Genomic DNA, 25719 nt, shown 5'->3' with positions numbered 1-25719 from the left:
TTCGGACCGGCTTGCAAACGGCAAAGAGGTTTACCGGTAAACGCCCGACCGCGATCCACCGATCAAGCTTGCGACGTCCCACCGGTAAACGGCGTCTCGAAGTCGGCGAGTTGCGGCGCGGTCGCGTCCTTCTCCGACAGGATCGGCTCGCCCGTCAGGCCCCAGTCGATGCCGCAGGAATCCCACCGGACCCCGCCATCGGCCTCGGGCGCGTAGAAGCCCGTGCACTTGTAGACGATCTCCGTCGCGGGCTCGCAGGTGACGAAGCCGTGCGCGAAGCCCTCGGGAATCCACAACATTCGGCCGTTCTCGGCGCTGAGTTCCGCGCCCGTCCACCGGCCGTAGGTCGGCGAGCCCGCGCGGATGTCCACGGCCACGTCGAAGAGACGCCCGCGCCCGCAGCGCACGAGCTTGGCCTGTCCATGCGGCGGCGCCTGAAAGTGCAGGCCGCGGATCGTGCCGGCCATCTCGGAGAGGGAATGGTTGTCCTGAACGAATTCGGCCTCGATGCCGAGCTCCGCGAAGGCCCGGGCGTTCCACGTCTCCGCGAAGAAGCCGCGTGCGTCGCCGAAGCGCCGGGGCGTGATGATCTTCACGGCGTCGAGTTCGGTATCCTCGATCTGCAATCTCCGTCCTCCGCGTTCGATGGCCCGCGCGCTGGCTGGCGGTCAGAAATGCATCGCTTGCGCGTGAACCTCGCCGACGCGCCGCGTGGCCGCGACCAGCCGCTCGGCGATTCCCGGCTCGGAGAGGGCATGCCCCGCGAAAGGCGCGATGTCGAGGCGCACGTCCGGCCAGTTCGCCGCAATGGCGTAGGCCGAGGCGGGCGGACAGATCATGTCGTAGCGTCCCTGCACGATGTCGCCCGGAAGATGCGCTATCCGGTGCTGGTTGGCGCGTATCCACCCGTCGTGGTCGAGAAAGCCGCGATTCGTGAAGTAATGGTTCTCGAGCCGCGCGAAGGCGCGGGCGTATTCGCCCCCCGGCTCGCCCGAGCGCCCCTGCGAGGAGACCGAGGCGAGCGCGTTCTCCCACGCCGCCCAGGCGCGCGCGAAACGCACCTGCTCGTGCGGCGGTCGGTCGAAGAGGCGGCGGTTGTAGGCGGCGATCAGGTCGTCGCGCTCGCCTTCCGGAATCATCTCCGCGAAGCGCGCCCATTGCTCGGGCCAGAACGCGCCGACGCCGCCGCCGTAGAACCAGTCGAGCTCGCGCTGCTCCATCAGGAACACGCCGCGCAGGAAAAGGTGCGCCACCCGATCGGGATGGGTGATCGCGTAGATCAGCCCCAGCGTCGCGCCCCAGGAGCCGCCGAACACGGCCCAGCGATCGATGCCGAACATGGCGCGCAGGCGTTCGATATCCTCCACCAGATGCCATGTCGTGTTCTGGACGACGGCGGCATGGGGTCGCGACCGGCCGCAGCCACGCTGGTCGAACAGGATCACGCGCCAGATCGCGGGATCGAAGAACCGTCGCATCATCGGCGAGCAGCCGCCCCCCGGACCGCCATGCAGCACGACGACCGGCAGACCGTCGGGATTGCCGCATTGCTCGACATAGAGCGTGTGGCCGCCGCCCATCTCCACCATCTGCTGGTCGAACGGATCGCACGGCGGGAAGAGCGTGCTGGCGGTGGTCTGATGGGCATGCTGATCCATGTTCGGGCTATATAGACTGCCAGGCCGACACCGAAAGGCCCCTTTGCGACGGAGACGAAGATGACCACCACGATCGATCCGGGCGAAATCGAGAAGTTCCAGGCGATAGCCGCCGAATGGTGGGATCCGGAGGGCAAGTTCAAACCGCTGCACATGCTGAACCCCTGCCGGCTGGATTACATCACGACGCAGATCGCCGGTGAGTTCGATCGCAACCTTCGCGCCGAGCGACCCTTCGACGGCCTGCGCATCCTCGATATCGGCTGCGGCGGCGGCCTGCTGGCGGAGCCGATGGCGCGGCTCGGAGCGAAGGTGGTGGGCGTGGACGCGGCCGAGCGCAACATTCCCGTGGCGCAGGCCCATGCGGCGCAGTCCGGCCTCGACATCGATTACCGCCACGCCACCGCCGAGGCGCTGGTCGAGACCGGCGAGGCGTCCTTCGACGTCGTCCTCAACATGGAGGTGGTCGAGCATGTCGCCGACCCGCTCGCCTATCTGACCGCCTGCCAGCGGCTCCTGCGGCCCGGCGGGCTCATGGTCTGCTCGACGCTCAACCGGAACCCGAAATCCTGGGTGATGGCGATCTTCGGGGCCGAGCAGGTGATGCGCTGGCTGCCGAAGGGCACGCATGACTGGTCGAAGTTCATCACGCCGGACGAGCTCTACGACCTGATCCGCCGGGCGGGCCTCGCGCCGGTGGACCGGATGGGCTTCGTCTTCAACCCGCTCACCTGGTCATGGCGGCTTTCGGAGCGGGACCTGTCGGTGAACTACGTGACGGCCAGCACCAAGGCGGCCTGACATTCGCGCCACGCAATCGAGGCGCCGATCGAACGCCCCCCGACGCGGCAGTCAACGACTATCGTCGAGGCTCGGCTCGTCGTCCCGATCGGAGCCGAGCGCCGCGGCCACCGCGCGGACGACGCGGGCATGGGCGGCCTGCGCGATGCGGAACGCCTCACCACGGATGGTTTCGTCCGGCGCTTCGGTGATGAGCGTCACCGGGTAGTCCGCTTCCGCCTCGATGCCGGTCACGTAGGGGATGCAGCCCGCATGGACGGCGAAGGCGCGTTCGGAGACGTATCGATCGTAGAGCGTCAGCATCCGTCGGTTCTGCGCCCCGATCTCGGGACAGGCCGCGAGCGCGCCCAGTGCCGCGTCGAGGACGACCCGCCCCAACGCCGCCGCGTCCTGTGCATGGCGCAGGATCAGGAAGAAACCCTTGGGGATCGTCCAGCCCGCGAAGCCGTCCGGGATGTAGCCCGAGAGCGGGCGCGTCCATTCGTGGCTTGGGTAGCCGTGCAGGTTGAGATGGACCTCCGCCGGCAGATGCGCCCGCGCCCGGTTCCGGACGTCACGTTCCGGGCAGTCCGGCGCGTGGCCCAGATCCGCGCCGCTCGCCGTGTAGCGGGCGGCGTGGTGCATGTCGTGCGGCCGGGCGCGGCAGAGGTCGCGAAAGACGGCATAGCCGTCGGGGTTCTCCAGCGGCGTCACGGTGAAGCTCGCGCGGCCCTCGGCGGCAAGGTCGCGCGCGGCGCGGAGCGCACCGACGATGCCCGTGCTCTCGTTGGCGTGCTGCCCGCCCGAGATCGCCAGCGTGGCCCGGCCCGTCCCCGCAACGAACCGGCCCGGGATCGTCCGGCCCTGTCGCGACCGTCCGGCGAAGGGCACGCCGCCGATCCGGTCGAGATGGCCGGCGATCTGCGCCGGGGTCAGCCAGTGCGCCACGGTGTCGAGATCGGGCAGGTCCGGATCATCGAGGTCAGCCGTCTCGACCTCCGGCGTCGCGACCTGCATCCGCAGGCCCGGCACGCCGCCGGCGAGGACGCGCGGGACGATCTGCCCGCAACGCACGTTCCGCGCGCCGGGCGAGAGGCTCAACCGGCGACGAAAGATCTCGAGCCCGGCGAAGTAGATCTCCTCGTGCATCGCCTCCGCGAGCGAGACACGCTCGTGCCCGACCGGAAGGGGCATGTCCGCCGCCGGCAGCGTGACCTCGACCGACAGGCGCGCGAAGAACGGGCCGTCGGGCTCGGCAGGGTCGAGAGGGTCGAGAGGGTCGAGAGGGTCGAGCGGCAGCGCATGAAGCGCCGCGCAAGCCCGCGCGAAGATGGCCTCGTACTCCGTTTCGAGCGGCTCGCCCGCGTCCCCCCGGGCCAGCCAACCGCAAGCGCCGAGCACGGGCCGCCCGTCCGCGCCCGCACGCCAGCGCACCGGGACCGGGACGCGGTGGCGACCCCGCTCGGTCTCCACCGTGTAGACGGGCAGGTCGGGGCCGTCCTGCAGGTCGGGCACGAAGGCGATCTCGCAATCGGGCACGAGCGCATGCAGCGGGTAGCATTCCAGCCGGAACCGGTCGGCCGCCACGTTCGGCACGACGGGATAACGGATCACCGCCCGCCGCGCGTCGTCGAGCAGACCGTCCTCCAGGACGTGGTGGAGCAGCGTCTTGTAGGCCGAGCGGATGCGGATCGTGCGCCCTCCCTCCGCCGCGTTCCGCTCCGCCGCCGCGCGGGCGGCCCGATCCTCGAACAACCACACCGTCGTCGCCTCGGGTGGCAGGTCGTCCAGTGTCCGGGGGAAGGTCTCGTCAAGGGGGATCACGTCGCGCGGGCAACGCGGTGGCCGGGTCGCGCCTCCTCGAGGGCGACCCGGGCCGGGCCGCGGCCGACGGGGAAGATCGGGCTTGCCGCCTCGATCCCGGCCGTGTCGGGTATCGGCGGGCGGGCGCGGGTCGGGTCGGGCACCGGCACGGCGGCGAGCAGGCGTCGCGTATAAGGATGGCGGGGATCGCGGAGCACGGCGTCGCGCGGCCCCTCCTCCATCACCTGGCCCAGACGCATGACCATGACCCGGTCCGCGACCCCCTCGACCACCGCCATGTCGTGACTGATGAAGAGATAGGCCAGCCCGTCCGCCTCCTGAAGTTCGCGCAAGAGGTCGAGCACCTGCGCCTGCACGCTCACGTCGAGGGCGGAGACGCTCTCGTCGGCGACGATGACCTTGGGCCCGAGGCTGAGCGCGCGGGCGATGCAGATCCGCTGCCGCTGGCCACCGGAGAATTCGTGCGGGTAGCGCCGCAGCATGTCGGGCGAGAGACCGACCCGCCGGAACAGCCATTCGGCCCGGTCGCCCAACTCCGAACCGGCGACGAGGCCGTGGACCCGCATCGGCTCCGTCACCTGCGCGCCGACCGGCATCCGCGCGTCGAGCGAGGCGCCGGGGTCTTGGAACACCATCTGGATATCGCGCAGCACCGGCCGCATGGCGGCGCGCGACCGGCCGCCTGTCTGCACTCCGTCGACGCGGATCGAGCCCTGCCACGGGACGAGGCCCATGAGCGCCTTGCCGATGGTGGACTTGCCGCAGCCCGACTCGCCCACCAGCGCCAGCGTCTCGCCCGCGTGGATGTGGAACGACACGTTCTCGACCGCATGGACCCGTGCGACGGTCCGGTTGAGCAGTCCGCCGGCGAGGTCGAAGCGGACTGAGAGGTCGTCCACCTCGACGACCTTGCGAGCCTCCGCCCGCTCGGGGCGCGCGGACGCGGTGCCGAGGCGCGGCACGGCGGCGAGAAGCGCGCGCGCATAGTCGGTGCGCGGCGCGGCAAAGAGGTCGCGGACCGGGGCCTGCTCCTCCTCGCGTCCGGCGCGCAGGACGACGACACGGTCGGCCATCTCGGCCACCACGCCCATGTCGTGGGTGATCATCAGGACGGCCGTCCCGTGCTCGCGCTGCAACGTCCGGACGAGATCGAGGATTTCCGCCTGCACCGTCACGTCGAGCGCGGTGGTCGGTTCGTCGGCGATCAGGACCTCCGGCTCGCAGGCCAGCGCCATCGCGATCATCACCCGCTGGCGCATCCCGCCCGAAAGCTCGTGCGGATATTGCTTCAGCCGCCGTTCCGGCTCGGTCAGGCGGACGTCCTGCAGGAGGCGCAGGGCGCGGGCGGGCGCCTCCCCGCGGGCACAGATACCGTGCTCGAGCAGAACTTCGCAAAGCTGCGTCTCGACGCGCATCAGCGGGTTCAGCGACGTCATCGGTTCCTGGAAGATCATCGCGATCCGCGCCGAGCGGATGCGGCGATAATTGGCCTCGTCGAGCGTGGTCAGTTCCGTCTCGCCCAGCCGGATGGCGCCGCTCGTGATCCGGGCCATGGGCTTCGGCAGAAGGCCCATGATCGCTAGCGCCGTCATCGACTTGCCCGACCCGCTCTCGCCGGCGAGCGCAAGCGTCTCGCCCGCCACGAGGTCGAAGGACAGGCCATCGAGCACGGTCTTCGCGCCCGCCTCGGTCGCGACCTGCACGGTGAGGTCACGGACCGAGAGGACGGGGCGGCGGCCGCCCCGTCCGGTATCGTCCTTCGCGCTCATTCGAGGACGATGCGGGGGAAGTAGAAGGACACGACCCAGTTCGGCATGTCGACGATCTCCGAGATGCGCAGGTCGCCCGCCACCGAGCAGAGCAGGTAGGCGTCCTCCGCCGAGAAGCCGTGCTCCCTAGACAGCAGGTCGATCATCGCGGAGACCGCGTCCCGCGCCCCCGCCATCAGGTCCGGCCCCACGCCCGTCGTCGCCTCGTAGCCCTTCGCGTCGAGATGCCGCGTGACCGGTCCGGGCGTGGTGAAGCGCGGGTTCGCGAGATGCGTCTGCTTCACGAGGTCGAGCGTCACCTCCACGTCCATCGGGCTCTCGATGGCGGTGCCGCAGACCTCGCCGTCACCCTGCGCGGCGTGGGTGTCGCCGATGGAGAAGAGCGCGCCCGCCACCTCGACTGGCAGGTAGAGCGTCGTGCCCGCGGCAAGGTCGCGGATGTCGAGATTGCCGCCCATCCGCCGCGGCGGGACGACCGAATGGTGCCCCGCCTCCGCTGGCGCGAGCCCGATCGTGCCCGCGAAGGGCTTGAGCGGCACCCGCGCCGTGTCGGAGAACAGCGCGGGGGCGAGGCTGCCCGCGTCGTAGTCCCAGACCTTCAGATGCGGGTCGGGGAACTGGTCGGCCAGAAGCCCGAAGCCCGGGATGTTCGCCGTCCAGCCGAAGCCCGACGGGTGGAACGCCTCGAGCGTGACCTTGAGCACGTCCCCCGGCTCGGCCCCGTCGACATAGACGGGACCGGTGACGGGGTTGATGAGGTCGAAATCGAGCTTCGGCACGTCCGCCGTGGTGCTCTCCCGCGTGAACTGACCGCCGGAGCTGTCGAGGCAGCGGAAATGGATGCGGCTTCCCGGAGCCACCGTCTCGGCGGGCGGGATGGCATTGTCCCAGCCGTGGTGATGGCGCCCGTGGATCGTGTAGTCGCAATGCTTGCACATGGGATCACTCGGCCTCGGTCGCGTAGATGTAGTCGTAGTTCACCGGAATGTGGACCGGATCGACGAACAGGGTGTCGTCGCCGGCCACGCCCTCGGAATGGAGCGTGAAGCGCTGCTCGTTGAAGACGGGCACCCAGGGCGCGTCCTCCATGATGTCGAGGTAGATCTGCCGCCAGGCGTCCTCGCGGCCCCCCTGCTGCCCCTCGCCGGTCATCGCGTCGGCCTCGGCGGCGCGCGCGTCGATCTCCTCGTTGCAGTACCACGCCCAGTTCCAGCCGCCCGGCACCGCGCCGGCGCAGCCGAGGATCGGGCCGTAGAAGTTCGACGGGTCCGGGAAATCCGCGATCCAGGCCATGCCGCCCGACCAGATCATCGGCGCCTGGTCCGCCTCGCCGCCGGCCGCGATCACGTTGGCCTGCGCGAGCGAGCGGATCTCGGCGGTCACGCCGATCTCGGCTAGGTCCTGTTGGATGGCCTGCGCGATGCGCGGATTGGGATCGACGTTCATCACGTAGAGCTCGGTCGTGAAGCCGTCGGGAAAGCCGGCATCGGCCAGCATCTGTATCGCGGCCTCGGGGTCGTAGGCGTAGCCCTCGTAATCCTCGGCGTAGCCCGGCATCGTCGGCGGCAGCGGCTGGTTGGCCGGGACCGCGCGGTTGTTGATCATCTGGGTGATGCGATCCTTGTTGATCGCCATGTTGACGGCCTTGCGGACATCCACGTTGTCGAACGGCGCCATCTGCGTGTTCAGCGTGATGTAACCGGTCTGGAGCTGTCCGCCCTCGACCACGCGCTCGGCCTGCGCCGGGTCGTTCATCACCTGAAGGAACTGCGCCGGCGGGATACCGTCGCCCGGGACGTCGGCCTCCCCGCTCTGCAGCCGCAGGAGCGCGACGGTGGGTTCCAGCCCGATGCTGAACGTGACCTGATCGAGCTTCGGCACGCCTTCGCGGTGGTAGTCCTCGAACCGCTCGAAGACGAGCTGCTGGCCGGGCGTCCATTCGGCGAGACGGAAGGCGCCCGAGCCGACGGGCTCACGACCGAAATCCTCGCCCGACGCCTCGACGGCCTCCTGCGGCACGACGGAGGCGAAGTTCAGCGCCATGACGTGTCCGAACGTGGCGTCGGGGCGAGAGAGCGTGATCTCGACCGTCTTGTCGTCGATCACGGTGACGCCCGACAGGCCTTCGCCCTCGCCCGCGTTCCAGCTGTCGAAGCCCTCGATCATCGAGAAGAAGCCCGCGCCGGGGCTGCGCGTCTCGGGGTTCGTCACCCGCTCGAGCGAATATTTCACGTCCTCGGCGGTGATCTCGCGACCGTTGTGGAAGGTGATCCCGTCCTTCAGCGCGAAGGTATGGGTCAGGCCGTCCCCGGAGATCTCGTGGCTCTCCGCCAGTTCGTTGCGCAGCGTCGTCGTGCCCGGCTCGTAGCCCATCAGCCCGTCGAAGAGCGACTTGATCATCGACCAGTTCTGCCAGTCGTAGCCGATGGCCGGGTCCAGCGTGGCGACGTCGTCCTGGTAGGTGACGACCATCTCGCCGCCCTGCGGCGCGTTCTCGTCCACTTGGGCCAGCGCCCCGGTGGCGGTGAGCGCGAGCGTCGCGATGCCGGTCAGTAGGGTGCGTGTCATGTTGTCTCTCCTCTATTGGTCACTTGGTCTTGATGCGGGGGTCGATGAGCGGCGCCGCGAGGTCGGCCAGCAGGTTGCCGATCACGATCGCCGCCGCCGACACCATCGTCACGCCCATGATGACGGGGATGTCGATGCGCTGGATGGCCTGCCAGGCGAGCTGGCCGATCCCCGGCCATCCGAACACGCTCTCGACGACGACGATGCCGGACATGAACAGGCCGATATCGATCCCGATCATTGCGATGATGGGCAGGATCGCGTTCGGGATGACGTGGCGCGTGACGATGCGGACCTTCGCCAGCCCCTTGGCACGCGCCGTGCGGACGAAGTCCTGGCTCAGCACGTCGATCATCGAGGATCGCATCATCCGGGAATACCAGCCAGCACCAAGCAGGCCGAGCGTCAGCGACGGCAGCACGAAATGTGCCGCCGTGCCGTAGCCGCCGATCGGGAACCAGGCGAGCTTCACCGCGAAAACGTAGAGAAGCAGAATGCCGATCACGAATTGCGGGGCGGAAATCGACACGAAGGAGAAGATCATCAGCGAATGATCCATTGGCCGGTTGCGGCGCAGCGCGGCGACGACGCCGATGGTGAGCCCGATGATCAGTTCCGTGACGATGGCCGACAGCATCAGCAGCAGGCTCGCCGGCAGCCGCGCGGCGATCAGGTCCGCCACTTCCGCCCGCTGAAGGTAGGAGCGGCCCATGTCGCCCTGCGCGAGGTTCCAGAGGTAGCGGCCGTATTGCACGAAGAGCGGGTCGTTCAGCCCAAGCTGATCGCGGATGTTCGCCACCGTCTCCGCCGTGGCCGACCGGCCGGCGATCTGCCGCGCCGGATCGGCGGGCACGAGGTAGAGGAGCACGAAGGTCACGAGGGTGATCCCGAGCAGGATCAGCGCGCTCTCCAGCAGGCGGCGGAGAATGTAGGCGCCCATCAGTGCCGCCCCTTCAGCGTCGGGTCGAGCACGTCGCGCAGCGCGTCGCCCACGAGGTTGAAGGCCAGCGCCAGAAGCACGATCAGCAGCCCGGGAATGAAGACGAGCCAGGGCGCGGTCGAGAAGTAGGTCTGGTTCTCGAAGATGATGTTGCCCCAGGACGGCATCGGCGGCTGCACGCCCACGCCGAGATAGCTGAGCGTCGCCTCCAGCAGCACGGTGGTGGAGATGCCGAGCGTCCCGAACACGATGATCGACGACAGCAGATGCGGCAGCAGATGGCGCCCGAGGATGCGCAGGGGACCCGAGCCGATCGCGCGCTGGACCTGGATGAATTCCCGCTCCGCGAGACTGCGCGTCTCGGTATAGATTACCCGGCTCATCTGCACCCAGTTCACCATCGCGATCACCAGCGCCACGATCATCAGCGACGGCTGGAAGATCGCGGCCAGCACGATGGCGAGGAGGAGCGCGGGGAACGCCATCATCAGGTCGGTGAACCGCATCAGGATCGCTGCCGTCCAGCCGCAGAAATAGCCGGCGGTGATGCCCACGCCCGCGCCGAGCACCACGGCGATCCCGTTCGCCACCACGCCGATGATGAGCGACGTGCGCGTGCCGAGGATCAGCCGCGAGGCGAGGTCGCGTCCAAGCAGGTCGGTGCCCAGCGGATAGGCGCCCCCGGGCGGCAGCGGCGCACCCATCAGGTCGAGCCCGTCGAAGCTCTGCGCGAAGGGATCGTGCGGCATGAGCCACGGGGCGAAGAGCGCGGCCGTGACCATGACCGCAATGACGACAAGGCCGAACGCGGCGCGCGGTCGACCCAGAAGCTGGCGCAGCACGCCCTGCGGACGCCGCACGGGGGCCTCGGCAGTGGCGCTCATCGGCGCGCCGTCCGCGCGGCATGCCCCTCGGACAGGATCCGTCGCGCGGCCTCCTCCAGGCTGATCCGCTCGACCATCGCCATCGCGCGAAGCTGCTTCAGCGCGACCGCCTCGTCGCCGTTCGCCTCCCGGAGTGCCAGCACGGCACGGATCACGTCGAGCCGCCCGGCATTGCGCTCCGCCACCCGTGCCTCGCGCCGGCGACGTTCGGCCTTCTGCGCGAAGGTCTCGTGCGCGATCACCAGGGCCGAGAACAGGTTGCCCAGCGCCGAGAGCGGCAGGTAGGCGTCCACCTCCTGCGCCAGAGCCCAGGCCAGCCGACCGGGGCTCTCCGAACCGACGAGCCCGATCACCGGCACCGGCGCCTGCCCCGGCGCCCAGGGCAGCTGACCGTCGTCGCCCGTGTCGATGTCGAGGATCACCATGTCGATCTTCGCCATGTCTTCGGCGGTCACGTCGCCCCGCAGCATCGGCGCCCGGATGCCGAGCCGGTCGCAGCGAGAAGCGATCTCCCGGCCCGGCCCCTCGGAGCGATGCAGGACGAGCGCCGAACGGCCTGCGAAGTTGTGGAGCGGCGCGCGGCTCATCGGACGATCCTCAGATCGGGTCGCGGCTGGGAGAGATGGGCACGCTGCGCGGTGAGGTAAGGATCGGCCGACTCGAGGTCCGCGGCCCACTCGATCACGCGGAACCGCCCGCCTGTCGCCAATGCCAACCGAGGGGCGAGCGCGGCGTGGCGCAGCACCGGGTCGATCCGGACCTCCCCCATCGCCGTGATCACGGGCCGCTCGGCAACGGCGCGGAACACGGCGCGCGGCGCGTCCGTCCCGGCCCGACGAACGCCTTCGACAAGGATCTCGACCGCCGCATGGGCACTCGCGAGGAAGGCCGAGACGCGGCCGTTCGGGGCGTAGCGCCGCGCTACTTCCTGCAGCGCCACGTCCGCATCATCCTCGAAGAGGCAACCGGCGGAGAGAAGCCCCTCGGCGGCCGGGCCGAGCGCGTCGAGATCGGCCTCGGTCTGGTTGAAGCTCACGACATGGCCCGGCCGGCCGACGCGACCCGGGTCGCGGGCGGCGAGGTCGCGCAGGAAGCTGGCGTTGGTCGGCCCGATCAGGCTGTCGATCACGCAATCGGCGTCCCGCGCGCAAATCTCCTCGACCACATGCCCGTGTCGGTCGGAGCCTAGCGGCACGAACCGTTCGCCGACGATCTCCACGCCCCGCGCCTCCAGACGCTCCCGCGCCAGCCGCAGCGTCTCCCAGCCCCACACGTAGTTCGAGCCGACAAGATACGCCCGCCGCATCCCCTGCCGCGCGATCCAGTCCGTCGCCGGCAGGACGTGATGGTTGGGCGCGGCGCCGAGATAGACGACGTGGTCGTTGCTCTCGAAACCCTCGTAGGGGCACGGATACCACAGGAGTCCCCCGCCCCGCTCCAGCGCCGGGATCATCTCCTTGCGGCTCCAGGAGGTGATCGCGCCGAGGATGTGCTGCACCCCGTCCTCCAGCAGCGCCGTCGTCTCCGCCTCGTAGCGGGCCACGTCGCCGCCGGGATCGCGGATCACCGGCTCGATCGCGACACCCTCCGCACGCAGCGCCGCGATGGCACCCAGCGCCCCGGCCAGCGCGCTCTGCCCCAGCGCGGCATAGGATCCGGTCGTCGAGAAGATCAATCCGAGCCTGAGCGTCATCGCCCCCCGCAAAACGAAAAAAGCCCCGCCACCCCGGTCGTCCGGCGTGTAGCGGGGCCCGATTGCCCTTGGCCGCCCCCAGCGGCCGTTTGGACCACCCTGCCCCGATCATCGCACCCGTGTCCAGCCTCACGCGCCGGAGCCGGGCACAGGTCAGGCGGCGCTGCCGAATTGGGCAGCCGGGCCCTGTCCTGCGTCCGAAATGGGCAGCGTCTGCATCAAGCCGCGAGCCCGAACGCCCGCGGGGCCCCTGCGGCGTCGGCACCCGAACAGATCCCCGCTGCGATCCTTGCATCGCATCTTTCTGCGGCGCAGAATCGAGCGATGCAGGGAAAGCTCTCGATCCTCGTCGTCGAATCCGATCCCGACCGGGCCCGGCAGATCGTCGACGGCTTGTCGGGCGGCGACGCCTTCGCGATCTCCGTCGTCTCGGAATCCTCCGGCCTTGCGCGGCACGTCGCCGAACGGCAACCGGACGTGGTGCTGATCGATGTCGAGAGCCCGTCGCGCGACAGCCTCGAGGACTTGGCCATCGCGTCGGGGCCGCTCGACCGGCCGGTGGCGATGTTCGTCGACCGCTCGGACGACACGCTGACCAAGTCGGCGGTGGAGGCCGGCGTGTCGGCCTACGTGGTCGACGGGCTGCAGGCGCACCGCATCCGTCCGATCCTCGATGCCGCGATAAGCCGGTTCAACGTCTTCAAACGCATGCGCACCGAGCTCGAGACGACGAAGCGCGCGCTGGAGGAGCGCAAGGTGATCGACCGGGCGAAGGGCATCCTGATGAAGGCCCGCGGCCTGTCGGAGGAGGAGGCCTACGGGCTCCTGCGCAAGACGGCGATGGATTCCGGGCGCCGCGTCTCGGACGTCGCGGAATCGCTGGTGACGGCGGCGGGGCTCCTGTCGTGACCAGGGTCCTGAAGGTCGGGTTCATCCCGCTGACCGATGCGGCCCCGCTCGTGATCGCGCAGGAGATCGGCTTCGCCGCCGAGGAGAACATCGCGCTCGACTTCCTGCGCGTGCCCTCCTGGTCGGCGATGCGCGACTACCTGATGCTGGGCCATATCGACGTCGCGCACATGCTGGCGCCGATCCCCGTGGCCAATTCGCTGGGGCTCGGCAGCGTCGAGGGCGATCTCGACGTGCTCGCCGCGCTGAACCTGTCGGGCAACGCGATCACGGTGAGCTGCGACGTCGCCCGGGAGATGCGCGCGGCGGGCTACCGCTTCGATTTCGCCGACGCAATGGCCGCCGGGCGGGCGTTGATCGGGCTGGGCCGGCAACTCCGGATTGGGGTGCCCTTCCCGTTCTCGATGCATGCCGAGCTGCTCTATTACTGGCTGGAGGCTCTCGGCCTCGCCGCGCCGCAGGCCCTGTCGGTGCGCACCGTCCCCCCGCCCCTGATGGCCGAGGCGTTGGCGCAGGGCGAGATCGACGCGTTCTGCGTGGGCGAGCCCTGGGGGTCGCTCGCGGTGGAGAACGGCCACGGGACGCTGCTGTTGCCGACCTCGGCCATCTGGAACACGGCGATCGAGAAGGTCGTCGCCGCGCGACGTGGCTGGGCGGAGGCCGATCCGGAACGCGCGGGCGGCCTCCTGCGGGCGCTGTGGAAGGCGGGCCGGTGGCTCGACCAACCGGAGAAGCGCGGCACGGCGGCGGAGATCCTGGCGCGGCCGGATTACCTCGATCTGCCCGTCGGTCTGGTCGAGCGCGCGTTGCGCGGCGACTTCGTCACTTCGCCGCACGGCGACATCCGGCACGCCGACCGCTTCGTCACCTTCCACGACGGCGCCGCGAACTTTCCCTGGCGGTCGCAGGCGGCGTGGATGGGGATGCGGATCGCCAAGCGCCTCGGGCTCGACCGGCGCGAGTCGATTGCGGCGGCCAAGGCCGTGTTCCGCACCGACCTCTACCGCGCCCATCTGCGCGGCATCCGCGCCGACCTGCCAAGCGCGTCGGAAAAGGTCGAGGGCACGCTCGACCACCCGACCGCGGTGCCTTCCGAGACCGGCCGCGTGATCCTCGCGGCCGACCGGTTCTTCGACGGGTCGGTCTTCGACCCGATGGCCTAACGAAGCGCCGGGCCGGGCCGCCTCACCAGGCGTTGTAGCCGAGATACTTGCCCGACATCGTGACCTGGACGCGGTCCCCCTTCGGGTTCTCGACCCGCTCTATTGCCATGTCGAAGTCGATCGCCGACATGATCCCGTCGCCGAACTTCTCGTGGATCAGCGCCTTGATCGTCGGTCCGTAGACGCCGACGATCTCGTAGAGGCGGTAGATGCAGGGATCGGTCGGCACCGTCTGGTCCCAGACCTTGGTCGGACTCTCGGTCAGCGCGTCGACCGCCTCCGTGGGCAGGTCGAGCGCCGCGACCAGCGCCTCCGCCTTGTCCTTCGGCATCGCGTTCATGCCCATCGCGGCGGAATGGGTCCACACGGGCGACATGCCGATCGTCTCGGCGATGCCCTCCCAGCTCAGTCCCGCGCGCTTCTTCGCGGCGATGATCAGGGCGGTGACGTCCTCCCGGGTGAGGGTGTCGATCGTCAGGGTGTCTTTCATGGTCTGCTCCTTGGGTTATCGGCCGCCGAGTTGGGCGGCGAGGACGACACAGAGCACGGCCAGCGCGGCCGACACTCCCTGCCAGAAACGAACGGGGTTCCGCTCCGCGAGCGGGACGTGGCGGCCGGCCTTCCAGCCGGGGCCGGGGCGGCGAAGATCGGCGAGGAACTCGCTCACCGCGTCGTAGCGGCGCAGCGGGTCGGGATGGAGCGCCCGGCGCAGCGCCGCGTCCATCCAGTCCGGCACCCCGCTCCGGTCGTCGCGCGCCGTCTCGTAGCGAAGCCGGCCCTGATCCCGCCGGGAGCGGATGCGCGCGACCTGCGCGCCGTAGGGCAGCCGCCCGGTCAGCATCTCGTAGGCCAGCACCCCCAGCGCGTACTGGTCCGACCGCCAGCTCACGGCGTCGCCGGACAGGTATTCGGGCGCGGTGTACTGGAACGTCCCGGGCATCTCGCCCAGCAATCCCGGGGCGGCCTCCTCCACCCCCGCCACGGTCACGGAGCCGAGGTCGATGATCTTCGCCGTGCCGTCGCGGTCGAGCATGACGTTCTCGGGCCGCAGGTCCTGATGGATCATCTCGCGCCGGTGCAACGCGCGAAGCCCGGCGGCAACCTGTTCGACGATGCCGCGCACCTCCTCGAAGGCGGGGCGCGGGTGGTCGGTCATCCACTGTCGCAGGTTCGTGCCCTCGACCCATGCGGTCGTGACGTAAAGGACGCTGCGCCGGTCAGGCGCGGGGCCGGCCGCGACGACGTGGGGCGACGCGACCCGCCGGGCGATCCATTCCTCGAGCTGGAACCGGCGCAGGGCGCGGGCATCCTGCGTGATGTCGGAGGCGGGGATCTTCAGCGCGACCTCCGTGCCGTCAGCCGCCGTCGCGCGGAACACGTGGCTTCGGGCGGAGGCCTGGACGGGCCGGACGATCCGGAACCCGTCGACGACGTCGCCCGCCCGCGGCAGGGGCGGCACCGGCAAATCCGCCGCCTCCGGCGCGAGGCTCGCCGCCCCGTCCGGCAGGGCGTCGACGCGGACGATCTGGACCGTGAGGTTGTCGTCGCTGCCCGCCGCCAGTGCCGCTTCGAGGATCGCGCGGGCGGCCGCGTCGAGATCGGGCCGGGACAGCGCGTCCCGGACGATGCCCAGGTCCATGTGATCGTGCACGCCATCGGTGGTGAGGAGAAACGTGTCGCCCTCGGACAGCGCCACCCGCCGGTAATCGACCTCGACCTCCGCCGCCGCGCCAAGCGCCCGGTCGAGATAGCTGCGCCCTCCCGCGAGCGTGACGCGGTGATCTGCGGTCAGCCGTTCGAGCGCGCCGCCCGCGATCCGCTGCACGCGGCTGTCGCCGACATGGAGGACATGCGCGGCCCGGCCCTTCAGGATCAGCGCGGCGAGCGTCGTGACGCGACCGGTGTCGATGTCGGACAGCGCGGCGTTCCGGCCGTGCAGCCAGGCATTCGTCGCAGCGATCACGCGGGTCGCGGCGGTGCGGACCGACCAGGCGTCCGGCGTCGCATAGTAATCGTCGAGCAGGCTGCCGATCGCGGTTTCCGCCGCCTCGCCGCTCACCGCGCTGGAACTGATGCCATCGGCCACGGCGAGTGTGATGCCCTTCAACGTCAACACCTCTCCTTCCGGAACAAGGGCGCCGTGGAAATCCTGCATGACCGGCTTCCGGCCCGCGGCGGCGGCCTGACCGATCGAGACGTGGAGGGCGTCCGGTGACGTCGTGTCCCTTGGCATGATCGTGCTCCGGCGAATGAAGCAGGGTCCCGCCTTGGCGGGGCCCCGGGGGACTCACTCGGCCGGCATCGCCGACGCGTCGTCGTTGCGCGCGAGGGCCGCGTTCCGCTTGGGCGACTCGCGGTAATGCGTGGCGTAGATCATCGCGCCGACGAAGGTCAGGCCGCCCACGAGGTTGCCGATCACCGTCGGGATCTCGTTGAACAGAAGGTAGTCGCCCCAGGTGAAGTCGGCGCCGAGCAGGATGCCGATGGGGAACAGGAACATGTTCACGATGGAATGCTCGAAGCCCAGATAGAAGAAGATCAGGATCGGCATCCACATCGCGATGACCTTGCCCGACACCGAGGTCGACATCATCGCCGCGACGACCCCGGTCGAGACCATCCAGTTGCACATCACCGCCCGCACGAAGAGCGTCAGCATGCCGCCGGCCCCGGCCTCGGCATAGCCCACGGTCCGGGCGTGACCGATGTTCATCAGGCGCTGGCCCACATCGTTCGGCTCCAGCGTGAAGCCCATCGTGAAGGTGATCGCCATGAAGATCGCGGTGGTCATCGCGCCGGCGAAGTTGCCGACGAAGACCAGCCCCCAGTTCCGCAGCATTCCCTTCGTCGTCACGCCGGGCCGCTTGTCGAAGAGCGCCAGCGGTACGAGCGTGAAGACCCCGGTCAGAAGGTCGAAGCCCAGCAGGTAGAGGGTGCAGAAGCCGACCGGGAACAGCAGCGCGCCGATCAGGAAGTTGCCGGTATTGACGGCGACGGTCACGGCGAAGGCCGCGGCCAGGGCCAGGATCGCACCAGCCATGTAAGCGCGGATCAGCGTGTCCTTGGTCGAGGTGAACACCTTGGATTCGCCGGCGTCGACCATCTTCGACGCGAATTCCTTGGGCTGGATGTATGACATACGGTGTGTCCTTCTATCGGGTATGGCGGCCGGGATCAGCGGCCGGAGATGAGGGGGCCGGAGGCGTATTCGGACGCGACCGGCGATCGCCGAGCGCGCAGCCGATGCGCGCGAGAGCGGCAGGTATTGTGGGTGATGCGTCGCATGCGACCTCCGACCCGGTTTGGGATGCGGAACCGGAGCGTCGTCGGATCCGCGGCGATTTCTGTCGGGGAAAGCGGAGCCGCTGTCCCACGCCCGCGCAGGGGGCGAAGATGCAGCGTCCTTGCTGCGGCCCTTGGGGCCTTGACGGAAATTGCCGCGCCGTTGCGACCGCGACCGACGGCGTGCCGCCCTCGGTCTTAACCTTCCGGTAACTGTATCACGTTCGGTCGTGCAACGTCTGCGGTTCCGGAATCCGGCGCGCCGGCATCGATCGACGTTCGACTTGTCGAAAACCGGGGCGAATTGGAGGACGCTGCCCAAAGGGTAGGCAAACCGTGATCATCCCGGGCACTCAGGCGAAGGCGGGCCGCGTACCGGACCGTGCCGATGCGGCCGCGAAGGATTTTGGGTAGCGGACGAACAGGATCGCGGGGCTCCGCAGATCCTCCACGCGGATCGTCTCGGCGAGGTCGCGCAGCGTGGTGGTCGCCTGCCGCTCGCGGGCCGTGCTGACCGAGGCGACGACGTCGACGGGACAGTCCGGCGGCGCCCCGGCCGCGATCAGGTCGCGGCTGACCTCCTGCGCCTTCTCGACGGCCATGTAGAACGCCGCGGACGTGCCCGGCTGCGCGAGACGGGACCGGTCCGGTCCCGCATCGCCGGGCCGGCAGGTGCCGGTGGTGATGACGAAGCTGTCGATCTCCCCCCGTTCGGTCAGCGGACGCTTCAGCACCGCCGCCGCGGCCGACGCGGCGGTGACGCCGGGCACCACCTCCGTCTCGATCCCCGCGGCCTCGGCGGCGGCGAGCTCCTCGGCGGCGCGGCCGAAGATCGACGGGTCGCCCGACTTGAGCCGCACGACGCGCCGCCCTTTGGCGGCCTCGGCCACGATCAGCGCCACGATCCGTTCCTGCGGCCATGCACAGGCGCCCACCTCCTTGCCCACGTAGACCCGGTCGGCGTCCCGGCGGGCGAGCTCCAGCACCTCCGGTTCCACCAGCCGGTCGTAGAAAATGACGTCGGCCTGCTGCAGCCGCTGCACGGCCCGCAGCGTGAGCAGGTCGCGCGCGCCCGGCCCGGCGCCGACCAGCGCGATATGGCCCTTCGGCTCCGGCGCCCGGCCCTCCGCGATCGCGGCCTTCAGCAGATCCGCCGCAGCCCGCTCGCGCCCGGCGAGATGCGCGCGCCAGGCCTCGCCCGAGAAGGCCCATTCCCAGAAGCCCCGCCGCGCGCCGGGGGCGATGGCCTCCGCCACCGCGCCGCGCAGCCGACCGGCCAGCGCGACGAAGGTCCCGAGGCGGGGCGAGAGCATCGTCTCGACCTCGGTCTTGATGGCACGGCCCAGCACGGGTGCGGCGCCCTCGGTCCCGATGGCCACGACGACCGGGTCGCGGTCGACGATGGAGGGGGTGTAGGCGTCGCAGAGGTCGGGCCGGTCCACCACGTTGACCACGACCCCGGCGGCCCGCGCGAGGTCGGCCAGCGCGGCATCGGCCGCGACGCAGCCGGTCGCGATGAAGGTCAGCGCGGCGTTGGCGAAGGTATCGGCGCGAAGCTCGGCCTGCTGCACCGCCCGGCCCGACGCAACCAGCGCGGCGAGCTCGGGGTCGAGCTCCCGCGCGAGGATCACGATCTCGGCCTCCGTCTTGAGGACGAGCCGCGTCTTCCGCGCCGCCTCCTCCCCGCCCCCGCAGATGACGACGCGCCGCCCGGACATGCGCAGGAACATCGGAAAGTTCTTCATGGGATCACACCTTTCGAACGCAAAAAGGGCCGCCGACGCACGCGCGACGAATGTCGCGTGAGGTCGAGCAGCCTTGCTCATCGGCCCGATCTTCGGGGGGTGACGACAGCGTTGCCGTCGGGGATCAGTTAGCGCCCGCTCCGGCGCGCCGTCAATATCGGTCGGGCTTCAGGCGGCGAGGTCGCGGTTGCGCGCGGTCCAGACGTCGCGGGCCACGCGCTCGGGATCGGCCACGCCCGCGGTCTCGAGCGCGAGGGACGCGGTCGAGAGGACGATCGCCTCCGCGAAGGCATCCGTGCGCGCGCCGGTCCAGATCTCGACGAGCGCCTCGGGCTCGGCGGGCGCATCGGCCAGACGCTGGTGCGCTTCCACCGGACGCCCCGTGAGGCCGCTCCACGGCTGGCCGTCGCGCAGGCCGAAGATCGCGATGTCCTTCGCGGGGTGGTGCTCGAACTCGCCGCCCCCGCCCTTCAGGACGGTCAAGCGCGGCAGGCCCATGAGCTGCGCGGCGTCGGCCTGCAGCTCGCGGTAGGGCGGATGGAACACGCCCTGCACCGCGGCGGACGCGCCAGCAGGGTTCAGCATCCGGCAGACGGTGTTCACGCAGGAGCGCAGGCCCAGCACGTCGCGCAGCCGCAGGAGCGCCATCAACCCGGGGCTCAGATGCTCGAGCGGCAGGTAGGCGATCCCGTCCGCGCCGATGCGGTCGGCGGCCCCCTGCACGCTTCCGGCCATGCCGATGCCAAGCCGGGGCAGCGCCTCGCGCACGGAGGCGCCGGTGGACTGGTGCGAGTTCCAGCCGTGCAGCAGGACCGGCACCCCGGCATCCGCGACGAGCCGTGCCGACAGCAGGAACCAAGGCAGCCCCCGCGTCCGGCCGGCGGCGTAGGTCGGCCAATCCAGCGCGGGCACGGCACCGGGCCAGTCTCCGAGCGTGGTGCGGACGGCTGTGGCGAAGCCCGCGATCTCCTCCGCCGTCTCCCCCTTCATCCGCATCAGCATCAGGATCGCGCCGACCGCCTCCCGGTCCGCGTCGGGGGCGAGCATGCCGGTCATCGCCGCATGCGCCTCGTCGTAGGTCATCGACCGGGCCCGGCCCTGGCCACGCGCGAGGATCTGGACGTAGGGAGCAAGGCTCACTCGGCGGCCTCCCGCGTCAGGGCGGCGTCGAGGAGCGCCGCGATCTCCGGGCGGCAGGAGCCGCAATTCGTGCCCGCCGACAGCGCCGCGCCGACCGCTTCGACGCTCATCAGACCCCGCGTCTCGATGGCCGTCAAGATCGTGTTCACCCCGACGTTGAAGCAGGCACAGAGCGTCGGGCCGGGATCGGGTCGGTCGGCGGGTGCGCGACCGGTCAGCACGTCGCTCTCCGGCAGGGTGGCGAGGTAGTCGCGCATCAGCCCGAGTGGCGCCGGCCCGACGAAAAGCGCGGCCTGAAGCCGCCCGCCTTCGTGGAAGGCGAGCCGGGCCAGACCGCGGGCGGGGTCGGTCAGGACCTGGCTTTCCGCCACGGGCATGTCGAACAGCGCGCGGGCGGCGGACTCCCAGTCGGCGGGCGTCGTCCGGCCCGCCATCTCCACGCGCCAGCCGGCCTGCGTCGGCGCGACGGCCCAATAGTCGCTCTCCGGCCGCACTGGACGGCGCGACACCGCGAACCCGTACCAGCCCGCCGCGAAGACACGGGCCGCGCAGACCGAGGCCTTGCTTTCGGGCTGTCCCGAGACGGGGTCTGTCGCCCCGGCGACGAGCGCGTCGATCCGGCCCGTGGGCGCGGTCTCGCCGGTCCAGTGGATCGGCGCGAAGAGCGTGCCGGGTCGGGTCCGGTCGGTGATCGTCGCGCGCAGCACGGCGCGGCCGGTCGGGCTCTCGACCTCGACCAGCGTATCGGGCGCCACGCCGAGCCGGGCGGCGTCCTCGGGATGGATCTCCACGAAGGGCTCGGCCAGATGCGACGACAGGCGGGGCGAGCGGCCGCTGCGCGTCATCGTGTGCCACTGGTCGCGGATGCGGCCGGTGTTGAGGCGGAACGGATAGCGCGGCGCGCGCGCGGCCTGCGGCGGACGCCACGCGACCGGAACCATCCGCATCCGTCCGTCGGGATGGAAGGAGCGTGCGTCCGCGAAGAAGCGCCCGCCCCGTTTCGCCGCCACCGGCCAGCGGGTCGGCCGCAGGGCCGCGTAGTCCGCCTCGCTCAGATCGGAGAGGCCGGAGATGTCGAAATCCCGCCCGAAGCCGCCGGCGATGCCCGAGAGCGCCGCGTGCTCGCGGAAGATCTCGACCGGGCTGGCGTAGTCGAAGGCGCGGGCCCAGCCCATGCGCCGCCCGACCTCGGCGACGTGCCACCAGTCGGGGCGCGCCTGCCCGGGCGGGGGGAGGACGGCACGCTGGCGGGAGATCGTGCGGTCGGAATTGGTGACCGTGCCGTCCTTCTCGGCCCAGGCCGTCGCGGGGAGCAGCACGTCGGCGAGCCGGGCCGTGTCGGTCTCCGCGGTCACGTCGGAGACGACGGTGAAGGCGCAGGACCGGATCGCCTCGCGCACGGCGTCTGCCTCGGGCATGGTGGCGGCCGGGTTCGTATGCATGATCCACAGCGCCCGGATGCGCCCGTCCGCGACGGCGCGGAACATGTCGACGGCCTTCAGGCCCGGCCGTTCCGGCATGCGCGGCGCGTCCCAGAAGGCGCGGACGGCCGAGCGATGCATCGGGTCCTCGAGGTCGAGATGGCAGGCCAGCATGTTGGCGAGCCCGCCCACCTCCCGTCCGCCCATCGCGTTGGGCTGCCCGGTGACGGAGAACGGCCCCATCCCGGGCCGTCCGATCCGGCCGGTGGCGATGTGGCAGTTCAGGATGGCGTTGACCTTGTCGGTTCCGGCGGAGGACTGGTTCACCCCCTGGCTGAAGATCGTGACGACGCGCTCGTGCGCGATCCAGAGGCGGCAGAACCACGAGACCAGACCCGGGTCGAGACCGGTCGGCCCCGCGTCGGCGCAGAACGCCCGCCGCAGCGTGTCGTCGAACCCGTCGACCTGCTGCAGGTAGCGAGTGTCGATCGCCCCGCCCTCGTAGATCGCCACCAGGAGCCGGTTGAACAACGCCACGTCGGACCCGATCCGCAGCGGCAGATGCAGGTCCGCCCCGTCGCAGGACGCGGTGCGGCGCGGATCGACGACGACGATCTTCGTGCCCCGCGCGGCCTTCGCGGCGAGTGCGCGCTGGTGCAGCACCGGGTGGCACCAGGCGAGGTTGGAACCGACGAGTACGATCAGGTCGGCCTTGTCGATATCCTCGTAGGTGCCCGGCACGGTGTCGGTGCCGAAGGCCCGCTTGTGCCCTGCCACGGTGGACGCCATGCAAAGGCGGGAATTGGTGTCGATGTTCGCGGTCCCGACGAAGCCCTTCATCAGCTTGTTGGCGACGTAGTAATCCTCGGTCAGCATCTGGCCCGAGGCGTAGAAGGCCACGCTGTCGGGCCCGTGCTTGGCGATGGTCCGGGCGAAGCGCGTGGCGACGCGGTCGAGCGCGCTGTCCCAGCTCGCCTCCCGCCCCTTGATGCGCGGCGCGAGGAGGCGGCCGCGCAGGTCCACCGTCTCGGCCAGGGCGGAACCCTTGGAGCAGAGCCGCCCCCGGTTGGCCGGATGGTCCGGATCGCCCCGCACCGTCAGCCCGCCCGCCCCGTCCGCGTCCAGCACGACGCCGCATCCGACGCCGCAATAGGGACAGGTGGAGCGGACCCCGTCCGTCACGCCGCCGACCGCTTGCCCACCGCGTCCCCGTCGAGGAGCAGGCGTCCGTCCTCGACGCGGATCGGGTACGTGGCGATGCGGCCCGCATCGGGGCCCACGACCTCGCCCGTCTCGAGCGAATAGACGTAGTTGTGCAGCGGGCAGGTCACCTTGCGGTCGTGCACGATCCCCTCCGAGAGGGGACCGCCGCGATGCAGGCAGGTGTTGGAGGTGGCGTAGACCTCCGCCTCGCCGGTGCGGAAGATCGCCACGCAGCCGGCATGGGTCTTCACCAGCCGCGCCCCGCGGAGCGGCACGTCGTCGAGGGCGCCGATATCGATCCAGTTCATTCCGCCGCCTCCAACGTGAGATCGGCCAGCGGCTGGTAGCGACGCTCCTGCTCGGCGGCCGTGTGTTCCTTCCAGGGATCGTATTGGTAGACCGACTGACTGATCGCGAAGCGCTCGTTCAGCGCGGCCCGCTCGGCCGGGTCGGCCAGCGTCTCGCGCACCCAGTCGAGGCTCACCTTGGCGAGCCACTTGTAGGGCCGGTCGAGATACTTCGCATGCTCGCGGTAGAGCTGCATGAAGGCCACGACCCACTCGAAGACCTCCGCCTCGGTGACGACCTTCACCAGCGGCTCGGTCGGCTTCAGGTCCATGCCCGCGGCGCCGCCGACGCCGATCTCGTAGCCCGAGTCGACGCAGATGATGCCGATGTCCTTGCAGGTCGCCTCGGCGCAGTTCCGGGGACAGCCGGAGACGGCGAGCTTGACCTTGTGCGGCGTCCACGAGCCCCACAGCATCTTTTCGAGCTTCACGCCGAGGCCAGTGCTGTCCTGCGTCCCGAAGCGGCACCAATCGGTGCCGACGCAGGTCTTCACCGTGCGAAGCCCCTTCGTGTAGGCGTGACCGGAGACCAGACCGGCCGCGTTCAGGTCCCCCCAGATCGCCGGCAGCTGTTCCTTCGGCACGCCGAGCAGGTCGATCCGCTGGCCCCCCGTCACCTTGACCGTGGGCACGCCGTACTTGTCGGCGGCGTCGGCGATGGCGCGCAGCTCGTCGGGCGTCGTGATCCCGCCCCACATCCGCGGCATGACGGAATAGGTGCCGTCCTTCTGGATGTTGGCGTGGTTGCGTTCGTTGACGAACCGGCTCTGCGGGTCGTCGCGGTAGTCGAGCGGCCAGTCGGCGAGCAGGTAGTAGTTCACCGCCGGGCGGCAGACATGGCAGCCGTTCGGGGTGTTCCAGCCGAGCTCCTGCCAGACGGCGGGCTGCGACTTCAGCTCCCGGGCCTTGATCAGGCGGCGGACGTCCTCGTGCGTCAGGTCGGTGCAGGGGCAGACCGGCTTCGCGGCGGGAAGGACGAAATCGTCGCCGAGCGTGACGGACATGATCTGCTCGACCAGTCCGGCGCAGGTGCCGCAGCTGCCGCTCGCCTTCGTCTCCGCGCGCACCGCGTCGAGGGTGGTCGCACCCCCCTCGACCGCCTCGACGATCCGGCCCTTGCAGACGCCGTTGCAGCCGCAGATCTCTGCGTCAGCCGGCAAGGCTGCAACGGCGGCCAAAGGGTCCTGCGCGGCCCCGCCCTGATAGGCCGGTCCGAAGATCAGCGACTCCCGCATCTCCGAGATGTCGGTGCCGTCCTTGATCAGACCGAAGAACCAGTTCCCGTCCGCCGTGTCGCCGTACATCACCGCGCCGACGAGCCGGTCCGCCTCGATCACGAGGCGCTTGTAGACGCCGCGGGAGGGGTCGCGGAACACGATGTCCTCGCGGCCCTCGCCTTCCGCGAAATCGCCGGCGCTGAACAGGTCGCAGCCGGTCACCTTGAGCTTGGTGGAGACCTCGCGGACGGCGAAGGCGTCCTCCTCGTCCAGCAGGGTCTTCGCCAGCACCTTCGCCTGATCGTAGAGCGGGGCGACGAGGCCGAAGAGGTGGCCCGCATATTCCACGCATTCCCCGACCGCGAAGACGTCGGGGTCGGAGGTCCGCATCTGCGCGTCGACCAGGATCGCGCGGCCGACCTCGAGCCCCGCCTCCCTGGCGAGCCGGGCCGAAGGGCGGATGCCGACCGCCATCACCACGAGGTCGGCGGGCAGCTCGGTCCCGTCCTCGAGTTCGACATGGGCGACATGGCCGTCGCCGTGGATGGCCTTGGTGGACGCCTGCGTCATCACGGCGATGCCGCGCCGTTCCAGATCCTTCTGCAGCAGGTAGCTCGCCGCCGGGTCGAGCTGCCGGTCCATCAGGTGGCCCGACAGGTGCAGCACCGTCACCTCCATGCCGCGCAGGCGCAGGCCCGCGGCGGCTTCGAGGCCCAGAAGCCCGCCGCCGATCACCACGGCCCGCGCGCCGGGCATGGCCGCGCTCTCGACCATCCGGTTGGTGTGGTCGAGGTCGCGATAGGCCACCACGCCGTCGAGGTCGTGGCCCGGGCAGGGCACGATGAACGGGTCCGACCCGGTGCCGAAGACCAGCTTGTCGTAGGGTACCTCGCCGCGCTCGCCAGTGACGACCTTGCGGTCGCGGTCGATCGCGACGACCCGCTCGCCGAAGCGGCAGGTCACCTTGTTGGCCGTGTACCAGGCGTCGTCGTGGGTGACGATCTCGGCGTAGCTCTTCTCGCCCGACAGGACGGGCGAGAGCATGATCCGGTTGTAGTTCCCGCGCGGCTCGGCGTTGAAGACCGTGACCTCGTAGGCAGCCGGGTCGGCCTCGAACAAATGTTCCAGCAGGCGGCCGGTCGCCATGCCGGCCCCGATGACGACGAGTTTCTGCAT

At 70.3% G+C, this 25719-nt stretch carries 21 protein-coding genes; 3 read left to right on the top strand and 18 right to left on the bottom strand.

Features of this window, described 5'->3' with window-relative positions; translation table 11 throughout:
- Positions 1-62 precede the first annotated feature (62 nt).
- Together rfbC and pip are read right to left on the bottom strand one after the other, a co-directional pair.
- Positions 63-626, bottom strand: coding sequence for a dTDP-4-dehydrorhamnose 3,5-epimerase (gene rfbC, locus Q1A87_RS05970; protein WP_299648180.1), 564 nt, complete (start codon positions 624-626; stop codon positions 63-65).
- A 42-nt stretch (positions 627-668) separates the two neighbouring features.
- Positions 669-1658, bottom strand: a complete 990-nt coding sequence (gene pip, locus Q1A87_RS05965; RefSeq protein WP_299648177.1) for a prolyl aminopeptidase — start codon at positions 1656-1658, stop codon at positions 669-671.
- Between the two features lie 60 nt (positions 1659-1718).
- Here pip and ubiG point away from each other — a divergent pair, with 60 nt between their 5' ends.
- Positions 1719-2459: a bifunctional 2-polyprenyl-6-hydroxyphenol methylase/3-demethylubiquinol 3-O-methyltransferase UbiG gene (gene ubiG, locus Q1A87_RS05960; RefSeq protein ID WP_299648174.1), complete on the top strand. Its 741-nt coding sequence runs from the start codon at positions 1719-1721 to the stop codon at positions 2457-2459.
- A 51-nt stretch (positions 2460-2510) separates the two neighbouring features.
- On the opposite strand, the gene Q1A87_RS05955 is transcribed toward ubiG, so the two are convergent.
- From Q1A87_RS05955 to Q1A87_RS05920, 8 genes are read right to left on the bottom strand one after another with little or no spacing between them, the layout of a single operon-like run.
- Positions 2511-4262 carry a peptidase M14 gene (locus Q1A87_RS05955; RefSeq protein ID WP_299648171.1) on the bottom strand — a complete coding sequence of 584 codons (1752 nt, stop codon included), beginning with the start codon at positions 4260-4262 and terminating at the stop codon, positions 2511-2513.
- Complete coding sequence (locus Q1A87_RS05950) at positions 4259-6031, bottom strand: ABC transporter ATP-binding protein (RefSeq protein ID WP_299648168.1); 1773 nt, start codon at positions 6029-6031, stop codon at positions 4259-4261. The genes Q1A87_RS05955 and Q1A87_RS05950 overlap by 4 nt, the downstream gene beginning before the upstream one ends.
- On the bottom strand, positions 6028-6969 hold the full coding sequence (locus Q1A87_RS05945) for an acetamidase/formamidase family protein (RefSeq protein WP_299648165.1): 942 nt from the start codon (positions 6967-6969) through the stop codon (positions 6028-6030). Before Q1A87_RS05945 ends, Q1A87_RS05950 begins: the two co-directional genes overlap by 4 nt.
- 4 nt (positions 6970-6973) lie before the next feature.
- The gene (locus tag Q1A87_RS05940) at positions 6974-8599 is read right to left on the bottom strand and encodes an ABC transporter substrate-binding protein (protein WP_299648162.1); all 1626 of its coding nucleotides are present in this window, start codon (positions 8597-8599) and stop codon (positions 6974-6976) included.
- 19 nt (positions 8600-8618) lie between these two features.
- Positions 8619-9539 carry an ABC transporter permease gene (locus Q1A87_RS05935; RefSeq protein ID WP_299648159.1) on the bottom strand — a complete coding sequence of 307 codons (921 nt, stop codon included), beginning with the start codon at positions 9537-9539 and terminating at the stop codon, positions 8619-8621.
- Positions 9539-10423, bottom strand: coding sequence for an ABC transporter permease (locus Q1A87_RS05930; protein ID WP_299648156.1), 885 nt, complete (start codon positions 10421-10423; stop codon positions 9539-9541). The genes Q1A87_RS05935 and Q1A87_RS05930 overlap by 1 nt, the downstream gene beginning before the upstream one ends.
- On the bottom strand, positions 10420-11010 hold the full coding sequence (locus Q1A87_RS05925) for a hypothetical protein (protein WP_299648153.1): 591 nt from the start codon (positions 11008-11010) through the stop codon (positions 10420-10422). Before Q1A87_RS05925 ends, Q1A87_RS05930 begins: the two co-directional genes overlap by 4 nt.
- Entirely contained in the window at positions 11007-12116 is a 1110-nt protein-coding gene (locus tag Q1A87_RS05920) for a transporter substrate-binding protein (protein ID WP_299648150.1), read from the bottom strand. Before Q1A87_RS05920 ends, Q1A87_RS05925 begins: the two co-directional genes overlap by 4 nt.
- 324 nt (positions 12117-12440) lie before the next feature.
- Between Q1A87_RS05920 and Q1A87_RS05915 the strand changes: the two genes are divergently transcribed.
- Positions 12441-13025, top strand: coding sequence for an ANTAR domain-containing protein (locus Q1A87_RS05915; protein WP_299648147.1), 585 nt, complete (start codon positions 12441-12443; stop codon positions 13023-13025).
- On the top strand, positions 13022-14188 hold the full coding sequence (locus tag Q1A87_RS05910; RefSeq protein WP_299648144.1) for an ABC transporter substrate-binding protein: 1167 nt from the start codon (positions 13022-13024) through the stop codon (positions 14186-14188). The genes Q1A87_RS05915 and Q1A87_RS05910 overlap by 4 nt, the downstream gene beginning before the upstream one ends.
- Positions 14189-14210: 22 nt before the next feature.
- On the opposite strand, the gene cynS is transcribed toward Q1A87_RS05910, so the two are convergent.
- From cynS to nirB, 8 genes are all read right to left on the bottom strand, one after another.
- Positions 14211-14678, bottom strand: a complete 468-nt coding sequence (gene cynS / locus Q1A87_RS05905) for a cyanase (protein ID WP_299648141.1) — start codon at positions 14676-14678, stop codon at positions 14211-14213.
- Between the two features lie 15 nt (positions 14679-14693).
- Positions 14694-16421 carry a bifunctional protein-serine/threonine kinase/phosphatase gene (locus Q1A87_RS05900; RefSeq protein WP_299648137.1) on the bottom strand — a complete coding sequence of 576 codons (1728 nt, stop codon included), beginning with the start codon at positions 16419-16421 and terminating at the stop codon, positions 14694-14696.
- A gap of 54 nt (positions 16422-16475) precedes the next feature.
- A complete protein-coding gene (locus tag Q1A87_RS05895; RefSeq protein WP_299648134.1) occupies positions 16476-17327 on the bottom strand; it encodes a formate/nitrite transporter family protein in 852 nt (283 codons plus the stop codon).
- A 496-nt stretch (positions 17328-17823) separates the two neighbouring features.
- Positions 17824-19215 (bottom strand): siroheme synthase CysG, encoded by a 1392-nt coding sequence (gene cysG, locus Q1A87_RS05890; RefSeq protein ID WP_299648132.1) that lies wholly within the window; start codon positions 19213-19215, stop codon positions 17824-17826.
- Between the two features lie 168 nt (positions 19216-19383).
- Complete coding sequence (locus Q1A87_RS05885) at positions 19384-20355, bottom strand: glycosyl transferase family protein (protein ID WP_299648129.1); 972 nt, start codon at positions 20353-20355, stop codon at positions 19384-19386.
- Positions 20352-22958 (bottom strand): nitrate reductase, encoded by a 2607-nt coding sequence (locus tag Q1A87_RS05880; protein ID WP_299648126.1) that lies wholly within the window; start codon positions 22956-22958, stop codon positions 20352-20354. The genes Q1A87_RS05885 and Q1A87_RS05880 overlap by 4 nt, the downstream gene beginning before the upstream one ends.
- Complete coding sequence (nirD, locus tag Q1A87_RS05875; RefSeq protein ID WP_299648123.1) at positions 22955-23287, bottom strand: nitrite reductase small subunit NirD; 333 nt, start codon at positions 23285-23287, stop codon at positions 22955-22957. Before nirD ends, Q1A87_RS05880 begins: the two co-directional genes overlap by 4 nt.
- Positions 23284-25719 (bottom strand): nitrite reductase large subunit NirB, encoded by a 2436-nt coding sequence (nirB, locus tag Q1A87_RS05870; RefSeq protein WP_299648120.1) that lies wholly within the window; start codon positions 25717-25719, stop codon positions 23284-23286. The genes nirD and nirB overlap by 4 nt, the downstream gene beginning before the upstream one ends.

The sequence above is a fragment of the uncultured Jannaschia sp. genome, from assembly GCF_947494055.1.
Lineage (GTDB): Bacteria > Pseudomonadota > Alphaproteobacteria > Rhodobacterales > Rhodobacteraceae > Jannaschia.
The sequence above is the reverse complement of the archived record's forward strand: the minus strand, read 5'-3'. Positions and strand labels throughout refer to the sequence as shown.